General features: G+C 44.9%; 14 protein-coding genes. 1 reads left to right on the plus strand and 13 read right to left on the minus strand.

What is annotated here, in order from left to right; all coding sequences use genetic code 11:
• Positions 1–10 precede the first annotated feature (10 nt).
• The 12 genes from ACJMLT_RS05050 to dprA all read right to left on the minus strand — a co-directional run bounded on the left by ACJMLT_RS05050 (position 11) and on the right by dprA (position 16,080).
• Positions 11–4,342, minus strand: coding sequence for a PolC-type DNA polymerase III (locus ACJMLT_RS05050; RefSeq protein WP_405727533.1), 4,332 nt, complete (start codon positions 4,340–4,342; stop codon positions 11–13).
• A gap of 33 nt (positions 4,343–4,375) precedes the next feature.
• A complete protein-coding gene (ispG, locus tag ACJMLT_RS05055; RefSeq protein ID WP_405727536.1) occupies positions 4,376–5,425 on the minus strand; it encodes a flavodoxin-dependent (E)-4-hydroxy-3-methylbut-2-enyl-diphosphate synthase in 1,050 nt (349 codons plus the stop codon).
• Between the two features lie 62 nt (positions 5,426–5,487).
• On the minus strand, positions 5,488–6,573 hold the full coding sequence (locus ACJMLT_RS05060; protein WP_405727539.1) for a M50 family metallopeptidase: 1,086 nt from the start codon (positions 6,571–6,573) through the stop codon (positions 5,488–5,490).
• A gap of 10 nt (positions 6,574–6,583) precedes the next feature.
• Entirely contained in the window at positions 6,584–7,732 is a 1,149-nt protein-coding gene (locus tag ACJMLT_RS05065) for a 1-deoxy-D-xylulose-5-phosphate reductoisomerase (protein WP_405727542.1), read from the minus strand.
• 25 nt (positions 7,733–7,757) lie between these two features.
• Positions 7,758–8,567: a phosphatidate cytidylyltransferase gene (locus tag ACJMLT_RS05070; RefSeq protein WP_405727545.1), complete on the minus strand. Its 810-nt coding sequence runs from the start codon at positions 8,565–8,567 to the stop codon at positions 7,758–7,760.
• Positions 8,568–8,578: 11 nt separating this feature from the next.
• A complete protein-coding gene (locus ACJMLT_RS05075) occupies positions 8,579–9,328 on the minus strand; it encodes an isoprenyl transferase (RefSeq protein ID WP_405727548.1) in 750 nt (249 codons plus the stop codon).
• Positions 9,329–9,385: 57 nt separating this feature from the next.
• Positions 9,386–9,943, minus strand: coding sequence for a ribosome recycling factor (gene frr / locus ACJMLT_RS05080; RefSeq protein ID WP_405727551.1), 558 nt, complete (start codon positions 9,941–9,943; stop codon positions 9,386–9,388).
• A gap of 29 nt (positions 9,944–9,972) precedes the next feature.
• On the minus strand, positions 9,973–10,677 hold the full coding sequence (gene pyrH, locus ACJMLT_RS05085) for a UMP kinase (RefSeq protein WP_405727554.1): 705 nt from the start codon (positions 10,675–10,677) through the stop codon (positions 9,973–9,975).
• Between the two features lie 181 nt (positions 10,678–10,858).
• Entirely contained in the window at positions 10,859–11,791 is a 933-nt protein-coding gene (gene tsf / locus ACJMLT_RS05090; protein WP_405727557.1) for a translation elongation factor Ts, read from the minus strand.
• A 96-nt stretch (positions 11,792–11,887) separates the two neighbouring features.
• Positions 11,888–12,604, minus strand: a complete 717-nt coding sequence (gene rpsB, locus ACJMLT_RS05095) for a 30S ribosomal protein S2 (RefSeq protein WP_405727560.1) — start codon at positions 12,602–12,604, stop codon at positions 11,888–11,890.
• A gap of 200 nt (positions 12,605–12,804) precedes the next feature.
• The gene (topA, locus tag ACJMLT_RS05100) at positions 12,805–14,967 is read right to left on the minus strand and encodes a type I DNA topoisomerase (RefSeq protein ID WP_405727563.1); all 2,163 of its coding nucleotides are present in this window, start codon (positions 14,965–14,967) and stop codon (positions 12,805–12,807) included.
• An 18-nt stretch (positions 14,968–14,985) separates the two neighbouring features.
• Positions 14,986–16,080, minus strand: a complete 1,095-nt coding sequence (dprA, locus tag ACJMLT_RS05105; protein ID WP_405727566.1) for a DNA-processing protein DprA — start codon at positions 16,078–16,080, stop codon at positions 14,986–14,988.
• Between the two features lie 200 nt (positions 16,081–16,280).
• On the opposite strand from dprA, the gene ACJMLT_RS05110 reads away from it, so the two are divergent.
• Complete coding sequence (locus ACJMLT_RS05110) at positions 16,281–17,816, plus strand: YifB family Mg chelatase-like AAA ATPase (protein WP_405727569.1); 1,536 nt, start codon at positions 16,281–16,283, stop codon at positions 17,814–17,816.
• 46 nt (positions 17,817–17,862) lie between these two features.
• Here the strand turns inward: ACJMLT_RS05110 and ACJMLT_RS05115 are convergent.
• The coding region (locus tag ACJMLT_RS05115) for a DUF2130 domain-containing protein (RefSeq protein ID WP_405727572.1) at positions 17,863–18,554 on the minus strand (692 nt) is incomplete at its 5' end.

Below are 18,554 nucleotides of genomic sequence, written 5' to 3' on the forward strand. Positions count from 1 at the left end.
TTCTTTTTGATCAGAACAATGTCAGCTGGTTGGTTTCCGGAATACCGTCCAACACTCCATTTTCCTTCAGCATATCAATCAGAGAACGTCCCAGAGATGTTCTTTCCTTCAATTCTTCCAGTGTCTTGAATTCCCCGTCTTTTCTGCCCTCTACAATACTCTGAGCCGCATTGACCCCAAGCCCCTGCAGAGAACTGAACGGAGGCAGTAACCCCTCCGGCGTGATTTGAAAATTTTTTGCATCGGATCGATACAGATCGATGGGCGCAAATTTGAACCCGCGGGCATAAAATTCCACAATGATTTCCAGTACCGTCTGTTTACTCTTATCTTTCGCAGTTGCTTCCTGCCCTTTTGCATGGATCTCCTTAATGGCCTCTTTTGCCACATCGATCCCCTTACACATACATGCATAGTCAAAATCATCGCAGGCTCTGACTGTAAAATAGGCAGCATAATAAGCCTCTGGATAATTGATCTTGAAATAGGCAATACGGAATGCCATCATTACGTAAGCCGCTGCATGGGCTTTCGGGAACATGTATTTGATCTTCTGGCAGGATTCAATATACCAGTCAGGCACATTGGCCGCCTTCATATCTACAATGTCTTCGTCGGTCAGTCCTTTCCCTTTTCTTACCTTTTCCATAATTTTGAAGGACTTCTTCTTTTCTACCCCTTTGTTGATGAGATAGATCATGATACTGTCTCGGGTGGAAATGGTTTCTTTTAGGGTAATGGTACCGTTTTCGATCAGGGTCTGTGCATTTCCCAGCCATACGTCCGTTCCGTGAGAAAGGCCGGAAATACGAAGCAGATCCGCAAAAGTCTTTGGTTTTGTATCGATCAGCATCCCTCGTACGAACTTCGTACCAAATTCAGGGATACCCAAGGTACCTGTTTTGCAGTTGATATCCTCTTCCGTTACGCCCAGTGCCTTCGGTGATTCAAATAAAGACATGGTTTCCGGATCACCCAGAGGAACCGTCTGAGGATTTACCCCTGTCAGATCATAAAGCATACGGATTACCGTAGGATCATCGTGCCCCAGCAAGTCAAGTTTCAGCAGTCGGCCGGAAATCGAATGATAGTCGAAATGGGTCGTTGTTACCGTTGAATTCACATCGTTTGCAGGTCTCTGGATCGGACAGAATTCATGAATATCATGATCACTGGGAACGACCATCAGCCCGCCGGGATGCTGCCCTGTAGTACGCTTTACCCCGGTACAGCCGTCTGTTAAACGCATAACTTCCGCATTATGCGCGGTGATTTCACGAGCATCGAAATATTTTCTGACAAATGCATAGGCTGTTTTTTCCGCCAGCGTACCAATAGTACCCGCCTTAAATACCTTTCCTTTCCCAAACAGTTCTTCCGTATAGGCATGGGCTCTCTGCTGATAGTCCCCGGAAAAGTTCAGGTCGATATCCGGCTCTTTGTCCCCTTCAAACCCAAGGAAGGTCTGGAATGGAATATCATGACCGTCTTTATTTAACTTATGCCCGCAGATAGGACAGTCCTTATCTGGCATATCACAGCCGCTGGCCTCTTCCATGGCGTAGGATTTTACCACTTCCGAATCAAAATCAGAATATTTGCAGTTTGGACATATATAATGAGGCGGCAGAGAGTTTACCTCTGTGATCCCTGCCATATTCGCCGCAAAGGAAGACCCTACGGAACCACGGGAACCAACCAGATAACCGTCCTCTACCGATTTCCATACCAGCTTCTGAGCGATGATATACAGCACCGCATAGCCATTGCTGATGATAGAGTTCAGTTCTGTTTCCAGTCGATCCTGTACGATTTCCGGCAAAGGATCCCCGTAAATGGAAATGGCTTTGTCCATGCAGATCTGTCTCAGTTCATCATCTGCCCCTTCGATTTTCGGAGGAAATGTTTCATCAGGGATCGGTTTGATCTTTTCTACCATATCCGCAATCAGATTCGTATTGGTGATGACCACTTCCCGTGCCTTTTCTTCCCCCAGATAATCGAATTCCTTCAGCATTTCCTTTGTGGTACGGAGATACAGAGGCGCCTGATTATCCGCATCAGAAAACCCTTCCGCTGCCATGATGATGCGGCGGAAAGCCGCATCCTGCGGATCGATAAAATGTACGTCGCAGGTACCGACTACAGGCTTATTATGCTCGTCTGCCAGTGCAACGATCCGCTTATTTATATTGATAATATCCTGCATGGAATGCACATTTTCCACTCTGGGAGAATCGATCATAAATTTATTATTTCCCAAAGGCTGAATTTCCAGATAATCATAAAAATTCACCAACTCTTCGATGACCTGTTTGGGCTTGTCCTCCAGAATAGCACGATATAATTCGCCAGCTTCACAGGCACTGCCAAGGATCAGACCCTCCCTATGCTGGATCAGCTTGCTTTTGGGAATTCTTGGTCTGCGAAAGAAATAGTCCAGATGGGCAAGGGAAACCAGTTCATACAGATTCCGCAGCCCTGTATAGTTCTTCGCCAGAATAATGGCATGGTGCGCTTTCAGTTTCTTATAATTGACAGTCTGGCTGGAAAATACATTGATATCATCTACATGGTAGATTTTCTTTTCCACCAGCATATCGATAAATTTTTGGAACACCTCTGCCGTTGCTTCTGCATCGTTTACTGCTCTGTGATGCCCTTCTAAGGAAACCCCCAGATGGTCACAGACCAGATTCAGTTTATGTTTATTCAATTCAGGAAGCAAGGAACGGGAAAGTTCCAGTGTATCCAGAACCGTATTTTTCACTTCGATCCCACATTTTCGTTCTGCATTGGTGCGGATGAAGCCCATATCAAAGTTGGCATTATGGGCAACCATAACTGCATCCCCGCAGAAAGCAAGGAATTCTGGCAGGATATCCTGAATCACGGGGGCATCTGCCACCATTTCATCGGTGATCCCCGTCAGCTTTGTAATTTCGTCAGAAATGGGCTTTTCGGGATTTACAAAGGTGCTGAAACGATCCACAATCTTCCCATCCTGCAGTTTCACTGCACCGATCTCCGTAATGCTTTCCGTTTCTCGGGAAAGGCCGGTTGTTTCAATATCGAACACCACAAAGGTATCATCCAGAGATTGTCCTCTTGGCATAGTCACCACACTGCCCAGATCATCGATCAAATAGGCTTCTACCCCATAAATAACCTTCAGGTCTGCTTTGCCCACAGCATTCATGGCATCCGGGAAGGCCTGTACCACGCCATGATCGGTAATAGCAATGGCCTTGTGACCCCACTCAATGGCTCGTTGAATGTATTTCTTTACATGCGTCACACCATCCATACTGCTCATCTGGGTATGCAGATGCAGTTCCACGCGTTTTTCTTCAGAATCATCCATTCTGGGTGCAGGTGCGGAAGCGGTCATGATGTTTTTCGCCATGATGTTAATTTCTTTGCTGTATTTATCGAACTGCACATCCCCCTGTACCCGCAGGTATTTACCTTTTTTAATCCTATCGCTCAGCTCCTGATCGAAAACACTGCGCTTTACAAAGAATTTAACAGTAGTGGAATCGCTCAGGTCAGTGATATCAAAGGAAACAATATATTTTTCCCCTTTGATTTCTTTCGCTTCCACGTTGTAAATACTGCCTTCCACAATCACAGCTTCCCCAATAATCTTCGTATCAATGATTTTACTGTGATTGCCATTGATTTCCTTACCAAAGAGGATCCCTTTGGAGATAGAAGAAGAAACAGCCGCAACCTCTGCATTTGCTTTTTCCTGTACAGCCTCTGTCTGAATGGAAACGATCTTCTGGCTCAGCTCCAACAGTTTCTGTTCCTGCTGCTGTTCCAGCAATGCCCTCTCTTCCGCAGAAGCCTGTATATTTTTAAACTGCACCAGAAGGCGGTGTCCTGTTTCTGTTTCGATCATTTTCATAATAGCATCATCCAGATGCTTCTGAGACAGATAATATGCCATATTATTTTTTACGAAAATCTGCATCTTACCGTCAACGATCTTCCATTCTGCATCAGAAATCACACCGGCACAGACCTTGCTCTGCTGACCGACAAATGTCTGGATACTTTCCCAATATCCTTCCGCCAGTTGTTCCGGCGTATTTTCTTCCAGCTCGTATGTAATATCGATATCCACTTCCCGAATACCGGGCAGGTTCTGCAGGAGTTCTTGTCTCAGATTTTCCCATTTTGGCAGAGGGATCAACGATTTTGCCGCAATTTCCATGCTTACCATTCGCTCTTTTTTATGAATGGTCAGTTTGCGCACTTCTGTTTCCTGAAAGGCTTCCTGTACGCCCAAAGACAAGGAAATCTTCTGAAATACATTTTCAAAATTCTGTACGGTCATGTTCTCCCTCCTTTCTTATCTCTTGCATTTCTCTCATGCTTTTTCAATTTCTTCCATCAGGGCAGAAACCAGTTCATCCTCGTTTACCTTACGGATGATTTCACCCTTTTTGAATACCAGACCAACACCTTTACCGCCGGCAATGCCGAGGTCTGCTTCTTTGGCTTCGCCCGGGCCGTTTACCACACAGCCCATAACTGCCACTTTGATATTTTTATCGATATGTCTGCATTTTTCTTCCACTTCGTTCGCAATAGAGATCAGGTCGATCTCTGTTCTGCCGCAAGTCGGACAGGAAACAAATTCAATACCGAATTTACGCAGGCCAAGACTTTTCAGAATTTCTCTGGCAGCTTTGATCTCTTCCACAGGATCCCCCGTCAGGGAAACACGGATGGTATCGCCGATCCCCATAGCCAGGATGGTACCGATCCCCACTGCAGATTTGATGGTACCTGCATAGGGTGTACCTGCCTCTGTGATACCCACATGGATGGGATAAGGGATGGCTTCGGAAAGCAGGCGGTATGCTTCGATAGAAAAAGGCACATCAGAAGCCTTAATGGAAACAACAATATCGTAAAACTCGAATTTTTCCAGAATACGTACGTGTTTCAGCGCGCTTTCCACCAGCCCCTGTGGTGTTACGCCATTATATTTTTCCACCAGTTCCTTTTCCAGAGAACCGCTGTTTACGCCAATGCGGATAGGGATATGCTTTTCTTTCGCCATATCCACAACCTGTCTGATTTTATCTTCATCACCGATATTGCCGGGATTGATGCGTACTTTATCAATGCCCAGTTCCATAACACGCAGGGCAAGGCGATAATCAAAATGAATGTCTGCCACCAAAGGAATATGGATCCGTTTTTTGATTTCTCCCACTGCATCCGCCGCAACCATATCGGGGATAGCCACGCGCACCAGTTCGCAGCCCGCTTCTTCCAGCGCAATAATCTGTGCCACAGTAGCATCCACATCTCTGGTATCCGTATTGCACATGGACTGAATGATCACAGGATTGGTTCCTCCCATCTGCAGACTGCCGATTTTTACTTCTTTTGTCAGTTTTCTTTCCATTTTCTCACTCTTTTCATAAATCCAGAAAAACGCCTTCGCAATGTAAGGCGTTTCTCGTTTGCTTATAGGATATATTTCATAATGTCGCTGAACAGGACATAAACCATCAGCCCCATAATGAACATGAAGCCCAGAAACTGCAGCTTTCCTTCTGTTTCCGCTTCCATCGGCTTTCTGCGGACTGCTTCGATCAGCAAAAATAATATCTTGCCGCCGTCCAGCGCAGGGATCGGGAAGAGGTTCAAAACCCCCAAGTTGGCACTGAGTACCGCACCGATATAAACCACATTCTGGATGGCCGCCGTCAGACTGTATTCCAGACCTGCTTCATAACTGGTTTCCACTGTTTTGAAAATTGCAATCGGGCCGCCGTATTCATCTTTTTCTGCTGTGAACGTGAATACACGCAAAAGTCCTTCTGCCGTCATTTTCACATAATTGATCATGGAAAACAAGCTGTAATGGGCTGTTTCGGCAAAGGTCATTTCTTCGTATCCCTCTACTGGTTCTGCAAAAAGCCCGGTTTCCACATTCGGATTGAAACCGATCAGGTATCTGCCGCTAGCTTCGTCCAGTTTCGGTTTTAATTCGTATTTGTAAATCTGTCCATCTGCGCCCAGCACTTCCAGACGAATGGGTTCTCCCTGATTGCTCTGCAGCAGATAAGAGAGTTCATCATAAATATGAATGGTCTTGCCATTGATCTTGCGGATCACATCTCCCACCTGCAGGCCGGATTCCTCTGCCGCAGAGGCCGGAATGACAGCGCGGATCTCCGGTGTAGCCGTATAACTGGTACACGTCAGCCCGAAAATCATAATGAATGCCAGCAGGAAATTCATAAAAGGCCCTGCAAACATGACCGCAAACCGCACACCAACGGACTTTGTCAGAAAAGAACGAGGGCCGGGGATCGATCCGTCTTCGCTTTCCCCTTCCATACGACAAAAACCGCCCAAGGGCAAAGCACGCAAGCTATATTCCGTATCCCCTTTCATACGGGAATAGATTTTTGGCCCCATGCCAACGGCAAATTCCTGTACCCAGATACCGCTTTTTTTTGCAACAATAAAATGTCCAAACTCATGGGCAATCACAAGAACGCCCAATAAAATGATCGTGATCAGTAACGAGGAAATTTTCCTCACCTCCAAATACTTATTGGAAAACCACCTTCGCCGCATAGTTCTTTGCCCATGCGTCGGCTTCCAGCAGGTCTTCCAAAGTATATTCCTGTTTTACAGTATATGCATCCATGGTTCGTTCGATCAGTTCAGGGATATCAAGGAAACCGATCTCTCCTTTCAGGAAGCGGGCAACTGCCACCTCATTGGCGCCATTCAGTACTGCAGGCAGGGTACCGCCTGTTTTCATGGCACGATAAGCCAAAGAAAGGCATTTGAATGTTTCCATATCCGGTTTGTCGAACGTCAGATGATTCCGCTGTGTGAAATCAATTCTGGGGAATGGATTTTTCACACGCTTGGGATAGGTCAGCGCATACTGGATCGGCACACGCATATCCGGTTCTCCCAGCTGTGCTACGATCGCACCATCTTCATATTCTACGGCAGAATGAACAATGCTCTGGGGATGTACCAGAACTTCGATCTGATCTACATCCACATCAAAAAGCCATTTTGCCTCCATCACTTCCAAACCTTTATTCATCAGCGTAGCAGAATCAATCGTGATTTTAGCCCCCATACTCCAGTTTGGATGTTTCAGGGCGTCTTCTGCCGTAACATGCAGCAGTTCATCTCTTTTTTTGCTGCGAAAAGGGCCGCCGGAAGCCGTCAGCAGGATTCTCTCGATCCGATTTCCTTCGTTTCCCTGCAGAGACTGAAAAATAGCAGAATGTTCACTGTCCACAGGATAAATTTTAATGTTATGCTTCTTCGCCAGATCCATAACCAGCTGACCGGCAGAAACCAATGTTTCTTTATTGGCCAGCGCAATATTTTTATCTGCGCGAATAGCTTCAAAAGTAGGCTTCAGGCCAACATTGCCAACCACAGACGTCACTACTGTGTCAACACCTTCGTAAGTAGCCGCTTCCACCAGACCATCCATACCGCTGACAACACGGATATCCATATCCGCCAGTCTTTCCTTCAGCATTGCTGCATTTACTTCATCCATTACCGCTACCAGTTCAGGCTGAAATTTTCTTGCCTGTTCTTCCAGCAGTTTGATATTGCTGTTACCTGTGATCGCCATGACCTTGATATCTTTTAAATTTTCAACTACTTCCAGTGTCTGGGTACCAATAGAACCCGTTGACCCTAAAATAGATATTTTTCTCATTTTTTACACCTTCATTCCCTATCCATTATTTGATGAGGAACAGCATAATATAGTATAACACGGGTGCTGTCATGATGACACTGTCAAAACGATCCAGTACCCCGCCATGACCGGGCATCAGATTACCATAGTCCTTGATGCCAACCTGACGTTTGATAGAAGATGCTGCCAGGTCGCCGATCTGAGAGATAAGAGAACCGGCAAAACCGATCAGACCGCACAACAGGAGCACATTCACATCTGCAATAGGATGGGTTTTATTGATCCACACACCATACAGCAGACACAGCACAACGGATGTAATGATACCGCCCACAGAGCCTTCGATGGTTTTCTTAGGGCTCAATACGGGACAGAGTTTATTTTTACCCAGGAAATAACCTGTGAAATAAGCTCCTGTATCACAACCAAAGGCAGAAATAAATGCCAGCCAGATCAGCAGTTTCCCGTGATCATATTCTCTTACCAGATATACATGGGAAAGCAGGAAGCAGGCATAGAAAAAACCAAACAACGCTGCCACAACTTCCACATAATTTGTTTTTTTATAGCAAAGCACACTGTAAACCAGAAGTATGATGGTAAACAAGGACGTAAACACACTGAACAGCGGCGCTGTATAAATGATCTTATCAATGAAGATCACATAGATCAGGCCAAAAAGATATGCAATGATATGCGTCCCTTTTACTTCTTTGGAAATCGCCTTATTGTATTCATACATCCCAACAAGACCAAGTACAGCAATACCGATATGTGTCCACATACCGCCGCTTACAATTACAAAAATCAGCAAAGGCAAAGCTACCAGTGCGGAAATGATTCTTGTTTTCATGCACTGTCACCTCATTTCAATCTGCCGCCAAAACGGCGTTCTCTGTTCTGATAGTAATAAATTGCTTTTGTCAGTTCTTTTTTATCAAAGTCTGGCCAAAGCAGTTCGGAAAAATAAAATTCGGAATATGCAATCTGCCACAGCAGGAAATTGCTGATGCGTTCTTCTCCACTGGTGCGGATCAGAAGTTCGGGATCAGGCGTACCTGCAGTATCCAGCGCATTGGTGATAATCTCTTCCGTCACCTCTGCAGGGTTCAGCTTGCCATCTGCCACATCCTGTGCAATTTTTGCCACTGCACGGCGCAGTTCATCTCTGCCGCCGTAGTTCAGCGCAATATGCACGGAAAGACCGTTTTTTTCCTTGGAGATCTCTTCGATTTCCAGAATGGATTTCTGAATATCTTTATCCAAACGGGTGATATCACCGATCACATCCATGCGTACATTATCATTCAGGAATTTCTTAAAGTAGTTCTTCAGATACATGCGAAGCAGATCCATAATCGCGCCTACTTCCTCTTCCGAACGCTTCCAGTTTTCCGTGGAAAACGCATAAACAGTCAGGTGTTCCAGCCCCATATCTTTTGCCGCATAAATAATTTTTTCCAGTGCTTCCGCCCCTGCCTTATGTCCTGCTTTACGAGGGAGCGCTCTTTTTGTTGCCCATCTACCATTGCCATCCATGATAATGGCGATATGTCTGGGCATTTTTTCAGGATTCAGCTGATATTCCTCAACTGTTTCTTTTCCAAAAAACATAATTTCCTCCTGTAACAAAGCCCCTCTCGAAAAAGAGGGGCATGGTGATTCTGTTCATTAAACTGTAAGGATATCTTTGCTCTTGGATTCGCATTTTGCGTCTACTTCAGCAACAAATTTATCTGTCAGCTTCTGTGTTTCTTCTTCCAGATCTTTCAGCTGATCTTCTGTGATCTCTTTCGCTTTTTCAGCTTTTTTGAAGTGATCCAGAGCATCTCTTCTGATATTTCTCAGTGCAACTTTGGAAGCTTCTGCTTTCTTTTTAACGTCTTTTGTCAGTTCTTTACGTCTTTCTTCTGTCAGTTCAGGGAATACCAGACGAATCACTTTACCATCATTGTTAGGGTTGATACCCAGTTCAGACATATTGATCGCTTTTTCGATCACTTTCAGCAGAGTTGTATCCCAAGGCTGGATCTGCAGCAGACGAGGTTCGGGAACGGAGATGTTACCAACCTGGTTCAAGGGTGTGGGTGTGCCATAATATTCCACCATGATCTTGTCCAGAACATGAGGGTTTGCACGGCCGGCACGGATTGTGCTGTAGTCACTGTCCAGTGCTGCCAGAGTTTTTTTCATCTTTTCTTCATAAGGTTTTGTCATTTCAGATGCCATAATTATTTCCTCCTATGTGAACAAAATCTTTAAACAGTTACAATGGTACCGATTTTTTCGCCGCCAACTGCACGAACAATGCTGTTTTCTTCATTCAGACCAAAGATAATAACAGGGATCTTGCGTTCGAAACAAAGGTTTGCAGCCGCCATATCGATGACTTTCAGGTTGTTTTTCACGATATCTTCCGCTTTAATGATGTCGATTTTCTTTGCATTGGGATTGATCGCAGGATCATCGTCATATACGCCGTCAATGCTCTTTGCAAAGAACAGACCATCTACATCCAGTTCAGCACCTCTCAGAGCTGTGATCGTATCTGTAGAGAAGAAGGGATGACCCATACCTGCAGCGAAAATAACAACTTCACCTTTTTCCAGATGTGCGATCGCACTTTCCTTAGAAAACATTTCTGTCATTGTACCGATCATGATAGGTGTCTGTACAAATGCTTTAATGCCATTCTGACGGAATGCGTCTGCCACATAGATTGCGTTCATCACTGTTGCCAGCATACCGATCTGGTCAGCTTTTGTACGATCCATTTCGGAATCTGCGCTTCTGCCTCTCCAGAAATTGCCGCCGCCGATTACCAGAGAAACCTGTGTTCCTTTTTCCATCACGGATTTTATCTGTTCGATCAACCCCCAGATCACTGTATCATCAAATGTAACGCCTTTCTTATCACCGGCCAAGGCTTCGCCGCTCAATTTGAGCACAATTCTCTTATACATTTTTCACAGCCTCCTTACCATATAAATGTAACACAAATCACAAAAAATTTCCACCATATTTTGTCCTGATGCGCATATGTATGTAAATTTTATCCTGTAAAAAAGGAAACGCCCCGTAGTTCATAAAACTACAAAAACGTTTCCTTTTCATTTTTAAATAATAATCAGAAAAACTGACTGATTAGTTCATTGCTTTTGCAACTTCTTCAGCAAAGTTTTCTTCTTTCTTTTCCATACCTTCGCCTGTTTCGAAACGAACAACTCTGGAAATTTCGATAGGTGCGCCAACTACTTTCGCTACGGAATCGATGTACTGTTTTACAGACATATCTGTATCTTTTACGTAAGGCTGTTCAACCAGACAGAATTCTTTCAGTTCTTTTTTCAGTCTGCCTTCGATCATTTTAGCGATAATGTTGTCGGGTTTTTTCGCATTTTTAGGATCGTTTTTCGCCTGAATTGTCAGGATTTCTGTTTCTTTTTCGATGAATTCAGCAGGAACGTCGGATTCTCTGATGAATTTAGGGTTCAGCGCTGCAACCTGCATAGCGATGTTTTTACCCAGTTCAACCAGTTCGTCTGCTTCGTTTTCGCAAGCCAGTTCGATCATAACACCGATTCTGCCGCCGCCGTGGATGTAGGAAACCAGTTTACCAGCCTGAGCTTTTGTATATCTTTCGAATCTTCTGATGTTCAGGTTTTCACCGATCACAGCTACCTGCTGAGACAGAGCTTCTTTTACTGTGAACTGTTCGTCCAGAGCCCATTTTTCTTCGAAGAAAGCTTCGATATCAGCTGCTGTGGATTCAGCTGCCTGTTTTGCAACTGCTGCAACGTAATCTCTGAATACCTGGTTTTTCGCAACGAAGTCTGTTTCGGAGTTAACTTCTACGATTGCACCAACTTTGTTGTCTTCGGACAGGAAGATTTCAACCATACCTTCGGAAGCGATTCTGCCTGCTTTTTTAGCGGAAGCTGCCAGACCTTTTTCTCTCAGAATTTCAACAGCTTTTTCCATGTTGCCGTCTGCTTCTGTCAGAGCTTTTTTGCAGTCCATCATACCTGCGCCTGTCATTTCTCTCAGTTCTTTTACCATTGCTGCTGTAATAGCCATGTTAAATTCCCTCCTACATATTCTTGTCCATGAGTAGTATAAAAAAGAGCTCCAGCCCGTTTTAGGCTGAAGCTCGGGCAAATGCCTTGGTTAGAATTATTCAGCTTCTACTGTTTCAGCTGTTTCCTGTTCACCCTGTTTGGATTCCAGAACAGCATCAGCTACTTTGGAAGCGATCAGTTTTACCGCACGGATAGCGTCATCGTTACCGGGGATTACGTAATCGATTTCATCGGGATCGCAGTTTGTATCTACGATAGCTACTGTAGGGATACCCAGTGTGTGAGCTTCCTGAACAGCGATTCTTTCTTTTCTTGTATCAACGATGAACATCATATCGGGAACTTTTTTCATTTCCTTGATACCGCCAACGTTTTTCTGCAGTTTTTCCATTTCGTGCAGCAGTTTAGCTACTTCTTTTTTGGGCAGTACATCGAATGTACCGTCTTCCTGCATTTTTTCCAGGTTTTTCAGTCTTGCAATTCTTGTTTTGATTGTTGTGAAGTTTGTCAGCATACCACCCAGCCATCTCTGGTTAACGTAGTACATACCGCATCTTTCAGCTTCTTCTCTGATACATTCCTGTGCCTGTTTCTTTGTACCTACGAACAGGATTTCGCCGCCTTCAGCGATGCAGTTGCAGATTGCAGCATAAGCTTCGTCTACTTTTTTCACTGTTTTCTGCAGGTCGATGATGTAGATACCGTTTCTTTCAGCGAAGATGTATTCAGCCATTTTAGGGTTCCATCTTCTTGTCTGGTGACCAAAGTGTACACCAGCTTCTAACAACTGTTTCATAGAAATTACGCTCATTTTATGAACCTCCTATTGGTTAATCCTCCGCATCCTTTCAGCAGGATAACTGACTCTGTCAGCACCAATCCTCTCTAGTGGATACGTGTGTACTAAAAGTTACCTATGGGATTATATCATAACAAAATACAAAAAACAACCGTTTTTTCTCATTTTTTGAAAAGTTTTTGAGAAAATACAGTTGTTTTTTTGCATCGATTTTATTCTTCCGTTTCGTCTGCAGGTTTATCCATCACAAAGCCGCATTTTTCGTTGGAACATACGATTTTGGGGTTCTTTCTCCCCTTTTCTTCCAGAGGACTGCCGCAGTTGGGACATTTTTCCCCTGTTGGCTTATTCCAGCTCATAAAGGAGCATTCGTCAGGATTATGTTCGCAGCCGTAATATACGCGTCCTTTCTTTGTTTTCTTGATGAGAACCTTGCCGCCGCATTCGGGACAGTTCACACCTGCTTCTTCAAAATAAGGCTTCGCATTCTGACATTCGGGGAAACCGGGACAGGCCAGAAATTTCCCGTATCTGCCATATTTGATGACCATGTTTCTGCCGCATTTCTCGCAGATCACGTCGCTCTCTTCGTCTTTGATCTCGATTTTTTCCAATTTTTCTGCTGCATCATCAACGCTTTCTTTAAAACCGGGGTAGAAATCACGGATGATCTGTTTCCATTCTTCCTTACCCATTTCCACGTCATCCAAACGGTCTTCCATATTGGCAGTAAAGTCAATATCCACAATATCAGGGAAATACCCTTTCATGATCTCATTGACCATTTCCCCCAGTTCTGTAGGGAACAGGTTTTTCGCTTCTTTTGTCACATAATGACGAGCCTGGATCGTTGTTAAGGTAGGTGCGTATGTGGAAGGTCTGCCAACGCCGATTTCTTCCAGTGTTTTGATCAGAGAAGCATCGGTATATCTTGCAGGAGGCTGTGTAAAATGCTGTTCGGGAAGCAGTTCCTTTGCCTGCAGCTTGTCGCCTTCAGAAAGTTTCGGAATAACTTTTTCGTCTTCTTCCTCACCTTTGCTGTATACTTCCAGAAAACCTGCAAAGCGCAGTCTGGAACCGGATGCACGGAAGTTGTAATCTCCAGCAGTCAGTTTTACAGACAGCGTATCATACTGGGCAGGGCTCATCTGGCTGGCAACAAAACGTTCCCAGATCAGTTTATACAAACGATACTGATCTTTGGACAGGGAATCCTTGATGCTGTCAGGGGTTCTGTTGACATCCGTAGGACGGATCGCTTCATGGGCGTCCTGTGTTTTGCCCTTGGACTTATATACGACCCTTTCAGGGTTTACGAATTCTTCGCCAAATGCACCTTTGATATAGTCTACTGCTGCTGCATAGGCTTCATCGGAAATACGGAAGGAGTCTGTACGGATATAAGAAACCAGACCGACTGTACCTTCCCCTTTTACATTCACACCTTCATACAGCTGCTGAGCGATCATCATGGTTTTCTGTGTTGCCATATTCAGATGTTTGCTGGCTTCCTGCTGCATGGTACTTGTGGTAAAAGGTGCAACGGGCTTCTTCTGGCGGGAGCCTGTTTTTACTTCCGTTACTTCAAAAGCTTTGTTTTCCAGACCTTTCAGTACGGCATTTGTCTCTGCTTCATTGGCAAGTTCCATTTTTTCATCGCCCTTGCCATAGAATTTCGCTTCAAATACTTTCCCTGCTTCATCAGTCAGTTTTGCGCCAAGTGTCCAGTATTCTTCAGGAATGAAATCACGGATTTCTTCTTCTCTATCGCAGACCAGACGGAGGGCAACAGACTGCACACGACCACCGCTGAGACCTTTTTTCACCTTTTTCCAGAGCAGATCACTGATGGTATAACCTACCACCCTGTCCAGCACACGGCGTGCCTGCTGGGCATCCACCAGATCCATATCGATATCTCTGGCTTCTGTGATGGATTTTTTAACAGCCGTTTTGGTGATTTCATTGAATGTGATACGGCTGATATTTTTATCTTCTTCCAGATTGAGGGCGTGAAGCAGATGCCAGCTGATGGCTTCCCCTTCACGGTCCGGGTCAGTTGCGAGATATACTTTATCGGCAGCCTTCGCATCCTTGCGCAGTTTGCTTAAAAGTTCCCCCTTCCCGCGAATAGTGATATATTTGGGTTCGAAGTCATTTTCGAAATCGATCCCCAGCTGGCTTTTGGGAAGGTCACGGATGTGTCCCATGGAAGCTTCGATTTTATAGTTGCTGCCCAGAAATTTACCGATGGTCGCCGCCTTCGCAGGAGACTCTACGATCACCAGGTATTTTTTCCCTGTTTTCTTTGCAGTTGTTTTCTTTGTTGTTTTTTTGGCAGTTGTTTTTTTCTTTTCTGCTACTGCAGTTGCCATTTATTTCACCTCTGTTTTTCAATTAGCCCTGATATAGCCTGCCTGCGGGATCTTTACGATATACCCCGACAGTTCCAAAAGGGATAAGATATATTGTACATCCTGTATATCCTTATGCAGCTTACGGCATAAGGTTTCCGCCGAAATAGGTGTTTCGGCTTCAATCAGGTCATAAATTTCCTTTTCTTCCGCAGAAATATTCTCCGCAGATTTGATTTTAAATTTTACTTTTTCCTCTTCTTTATACGCGATCCCCAAAGCGATCAGGATATCATTCCCCTCTGTGATGATGGGACAGCCCTGTTTGATCAGTTCATTTGTACCTTTGCTCAATGCACTGGTCACGTTTCCGGGAACAACGAATACATCCCTACCGTAGTCCAGCGCAAGGTCAGCAGTGATCAGGGTGCCACTTTTCTTTCCGGCCTCCACAACGACCACCATTTTGCTCAAGCCCGCAATGATCCGGTTTCTGCTGGGAAAGTTCCCCGGCATGGCAGGCATGCCCGGCGCAAATTCGGAAATGACACAGCCATTTTCTGCGATCCGCTGCATCAGTTCCTGATTTTCAGGAGGATAGCAGATATCCACCCCACAGCCCAGAACCGCAATGGTTTTTCCGCCGCCATCCATGATTCCTCTGTGTCCTTCGCTGTCAATACCGCGGGCCATCCCGCTGACAACAACGACATTGGTTTTCCCCAGTTCTTTTGCAATGTCATAGGCTACCGTTGCCCCATAACGGGAGCACTTTCTGGCACCGATGATGGCTACCGTATCAATATCGTCATCCGGCAGTTCCCCTCTGACATAAATGCCCAGAGGCGGATCGGATATTTCTCTTAAAAGGCGAGGATAACGGGGATGCCAGTAGGAATAGAATTCGATCTCTTTTTCTTCCAGTTCGATGATCCAGTCATTCAGCTGATCCTCATCTCTGGAGGAAATCAAAAGTTCGGCCATCTTTTCGCTCAGACCACAGAAAGCCCTGATCTCTGCAGGTTCCACATGCCAGAGCGCTTCCGCACTGCCGAAGTGTTCCAAAAGCTGATTTACCCTTTTGAAGCCAAAACCATCTACACGGTTCAGCCACATCAGATAATATTCTTCCATACGAACACTCCTTCCCCTTTTTAATCATGTTCTTTACTATAAATCGTTTCTAACCAAAATTCAATACTAAATTTTTTCGAACTTTACAATTTCGTGAATAATCGCTTATTTATATGTAGGAATTCTGTGATACAAATTGAAATTTTTAGTGAATGTTGATATCATGAAATCAAACTATTCAAAGAAAAGAGGCGTTTAACATGCTTTCTATTATAAAATCCGCTGCACTGATGGGCATCGACAGTTATCCTGTGGATGTGGAAGTAGACCTGAGCAATGGCCTTCCGGCTTTTGATATCGTTGGTCTGCCCGATTCTGCCGTAAAAGAATCCCGGGAACGTGTCCGCACTGCCATCCGTAATTCCAATTATTCTTTTCCCGTCAAACGGATCACCGTCAATCTGGCTCCTGCCGATACCAAAAAAGAAGGGGCTTCCTTTGATCTGCCCATTGCCCTGGGAATCCTTGCCGCCTGCAATCTGTTTTCTGCCGAAAAACTGCAGGATGCCATCGTGACGGGCGAACTGTCACTGGATGGTTCTGTGCGCCCTGTCAATGGTGTATTGCCTATGATGTATGACGGATTTCGCCGCGGGGTGCAGAAATGCTTCGTTCCTGCCGAAAATACAGAAGAAGCCGCTTTGGTGGAAGGTATGACTGTTTATCCCGTTCGGTCTGTTGCAGAGATCGTGGAGCATCTTTCCGGCAGCAAACAGATCGCACCTTTTTGCAAAAACGAAGAAAAATCCTTTACTGCTGCAGAAAATTCCTTTGAAAATCTGGACTTTTCCCATGTAAAAGGACAGGAAAACGCCAAACGCGCCATGGAGATCGCTGCAGCAGGCGGTCATAATATCCTCCTGATCGGCCCTCCCGGCAGCGGCAAAACCATGCTGGCCAAACGGCTGCCTACGATTCTGCCCGATCTGAGTTTCGAAGAAAGTATTGAGATCACCAAAATATACAGCGTTGCAGGGCTTTTGAAGGAAAAAAATTCCCTTGTGAAAACAAGACCCTTCCGCTCCCCCCACCATACCATTTCCGCCTCTGCCCTGACCGGCGGTGGTCGGATTCCCAAACCGGGAGAAATTTCTTTGGCTCATCACGGCGTTCTCTTTCTGGACGAACTGCCGGAATTTCAGCGAAACGCTCTGGAAGTCATGCGCCAGCCTCTGGAGGACGGCAAGGTAACTATTGCCCGTGTCAACGGTACACTGACCTTCCCTTCTGATTTCATGCTGACAGCAGCCATGAACCCCTGCCCCTGCGGCTATCTGGGCAACAGCGAAAAATGTCATTGTTCCGCCAACGAAATTATGAAATACCACAGAAAGATCAGCGGCCCTTTGCTGGATCGTATCGATCTGATGGTAGAAATGCCCCCTGTGGCCTATGATGATCTCGATAATGCCACTCCTGCGGAATCTTCCGCTTCCATCAAAGAAAGAGTGGTTCGTGCCCATAAAATACAGCTGGAACGTTTTAAAAAGGAAGGGATCTATTTCAACGCACAAATGGATGCCTCCCAGATTGAAAAATACTGCACACTCCTCCCCAAAGATAAAGAGATCCTTCGCTCCGCCTTTGAACGGATGGAACTGAGCGCCAGAGCCTATCATAAAATTTTAAAACTGGCAAGGACCGCTGCCGATCTTTCCGGAGAAAAACAGATCTCTCTGAAACATCTGCTTGAAGTACTGCAGTACCGTTCTCTTGACAGAAAATATCTCCTGTAAAAAACAGACCACCCGCCGATCCAGACGGGTGGTTTTTCTTATGATCTTATTGATCCTCTTTTTTTAATTCATCAAACATCGCTTTGACCGAAGGCGCATTTTTTGTAAGTTTTTTGATACTTAATTCATCGGCTTTTTTGTTTGCAAGTCTCAGGTTATCTTCAGAAGAGATCAGCGCCGCCTTTGTCTTCTGCAAATGATCGATGGTTTTATCGATTTCTTTAATAGCTGTAGCAAATTTATCACTGGCCAGACGATAATTGCGAGCAAATCCATCCTTGAATGCATTCATATTTTCTTCAAAATGAAGAATATCCACTTGCTGATTGCGGACATTCTGCAGTTCCTGCTGATACTGCAAAGAATTTTTTGCCGCATTTCGCAGCAGCGTGATCATTGGAATAAAAAACTGGGGACGAATGACATACATTTTAGGATATTTATAAGAAACATCTACGATGCCATTATTATATAAGTCATTATCGATTTCCAGCAAAGATACAAGAATGGCATACTCACAGCCTTTTTCATTTCGATCTTTGTCCAATTCTTTGAAAAAGTCTTCGTTTTTATGCTTCGTCGCTGTCGTATCAGCCTCATTTTTCATTTCAAACATAATGGAAATGAATTCGGTGCCGTCTTCGCTGCTTTCTCGAAAGATAAAATCCCCTTTACTGCCGGTTCTGGCATCATTATCCTTTTCAAAATAAGCATTTGGAAAAGCCGTCATGCGCAAAG

Origin of the sequence: Anaerotignum sp., from assembly GCF_045122575.1 — a bacterium.
Classification (GTDB): Bacteria; Bacillota; Clostridia; order Lachnospirales; family Anaerotignaceae; genus Anaerotignum_A.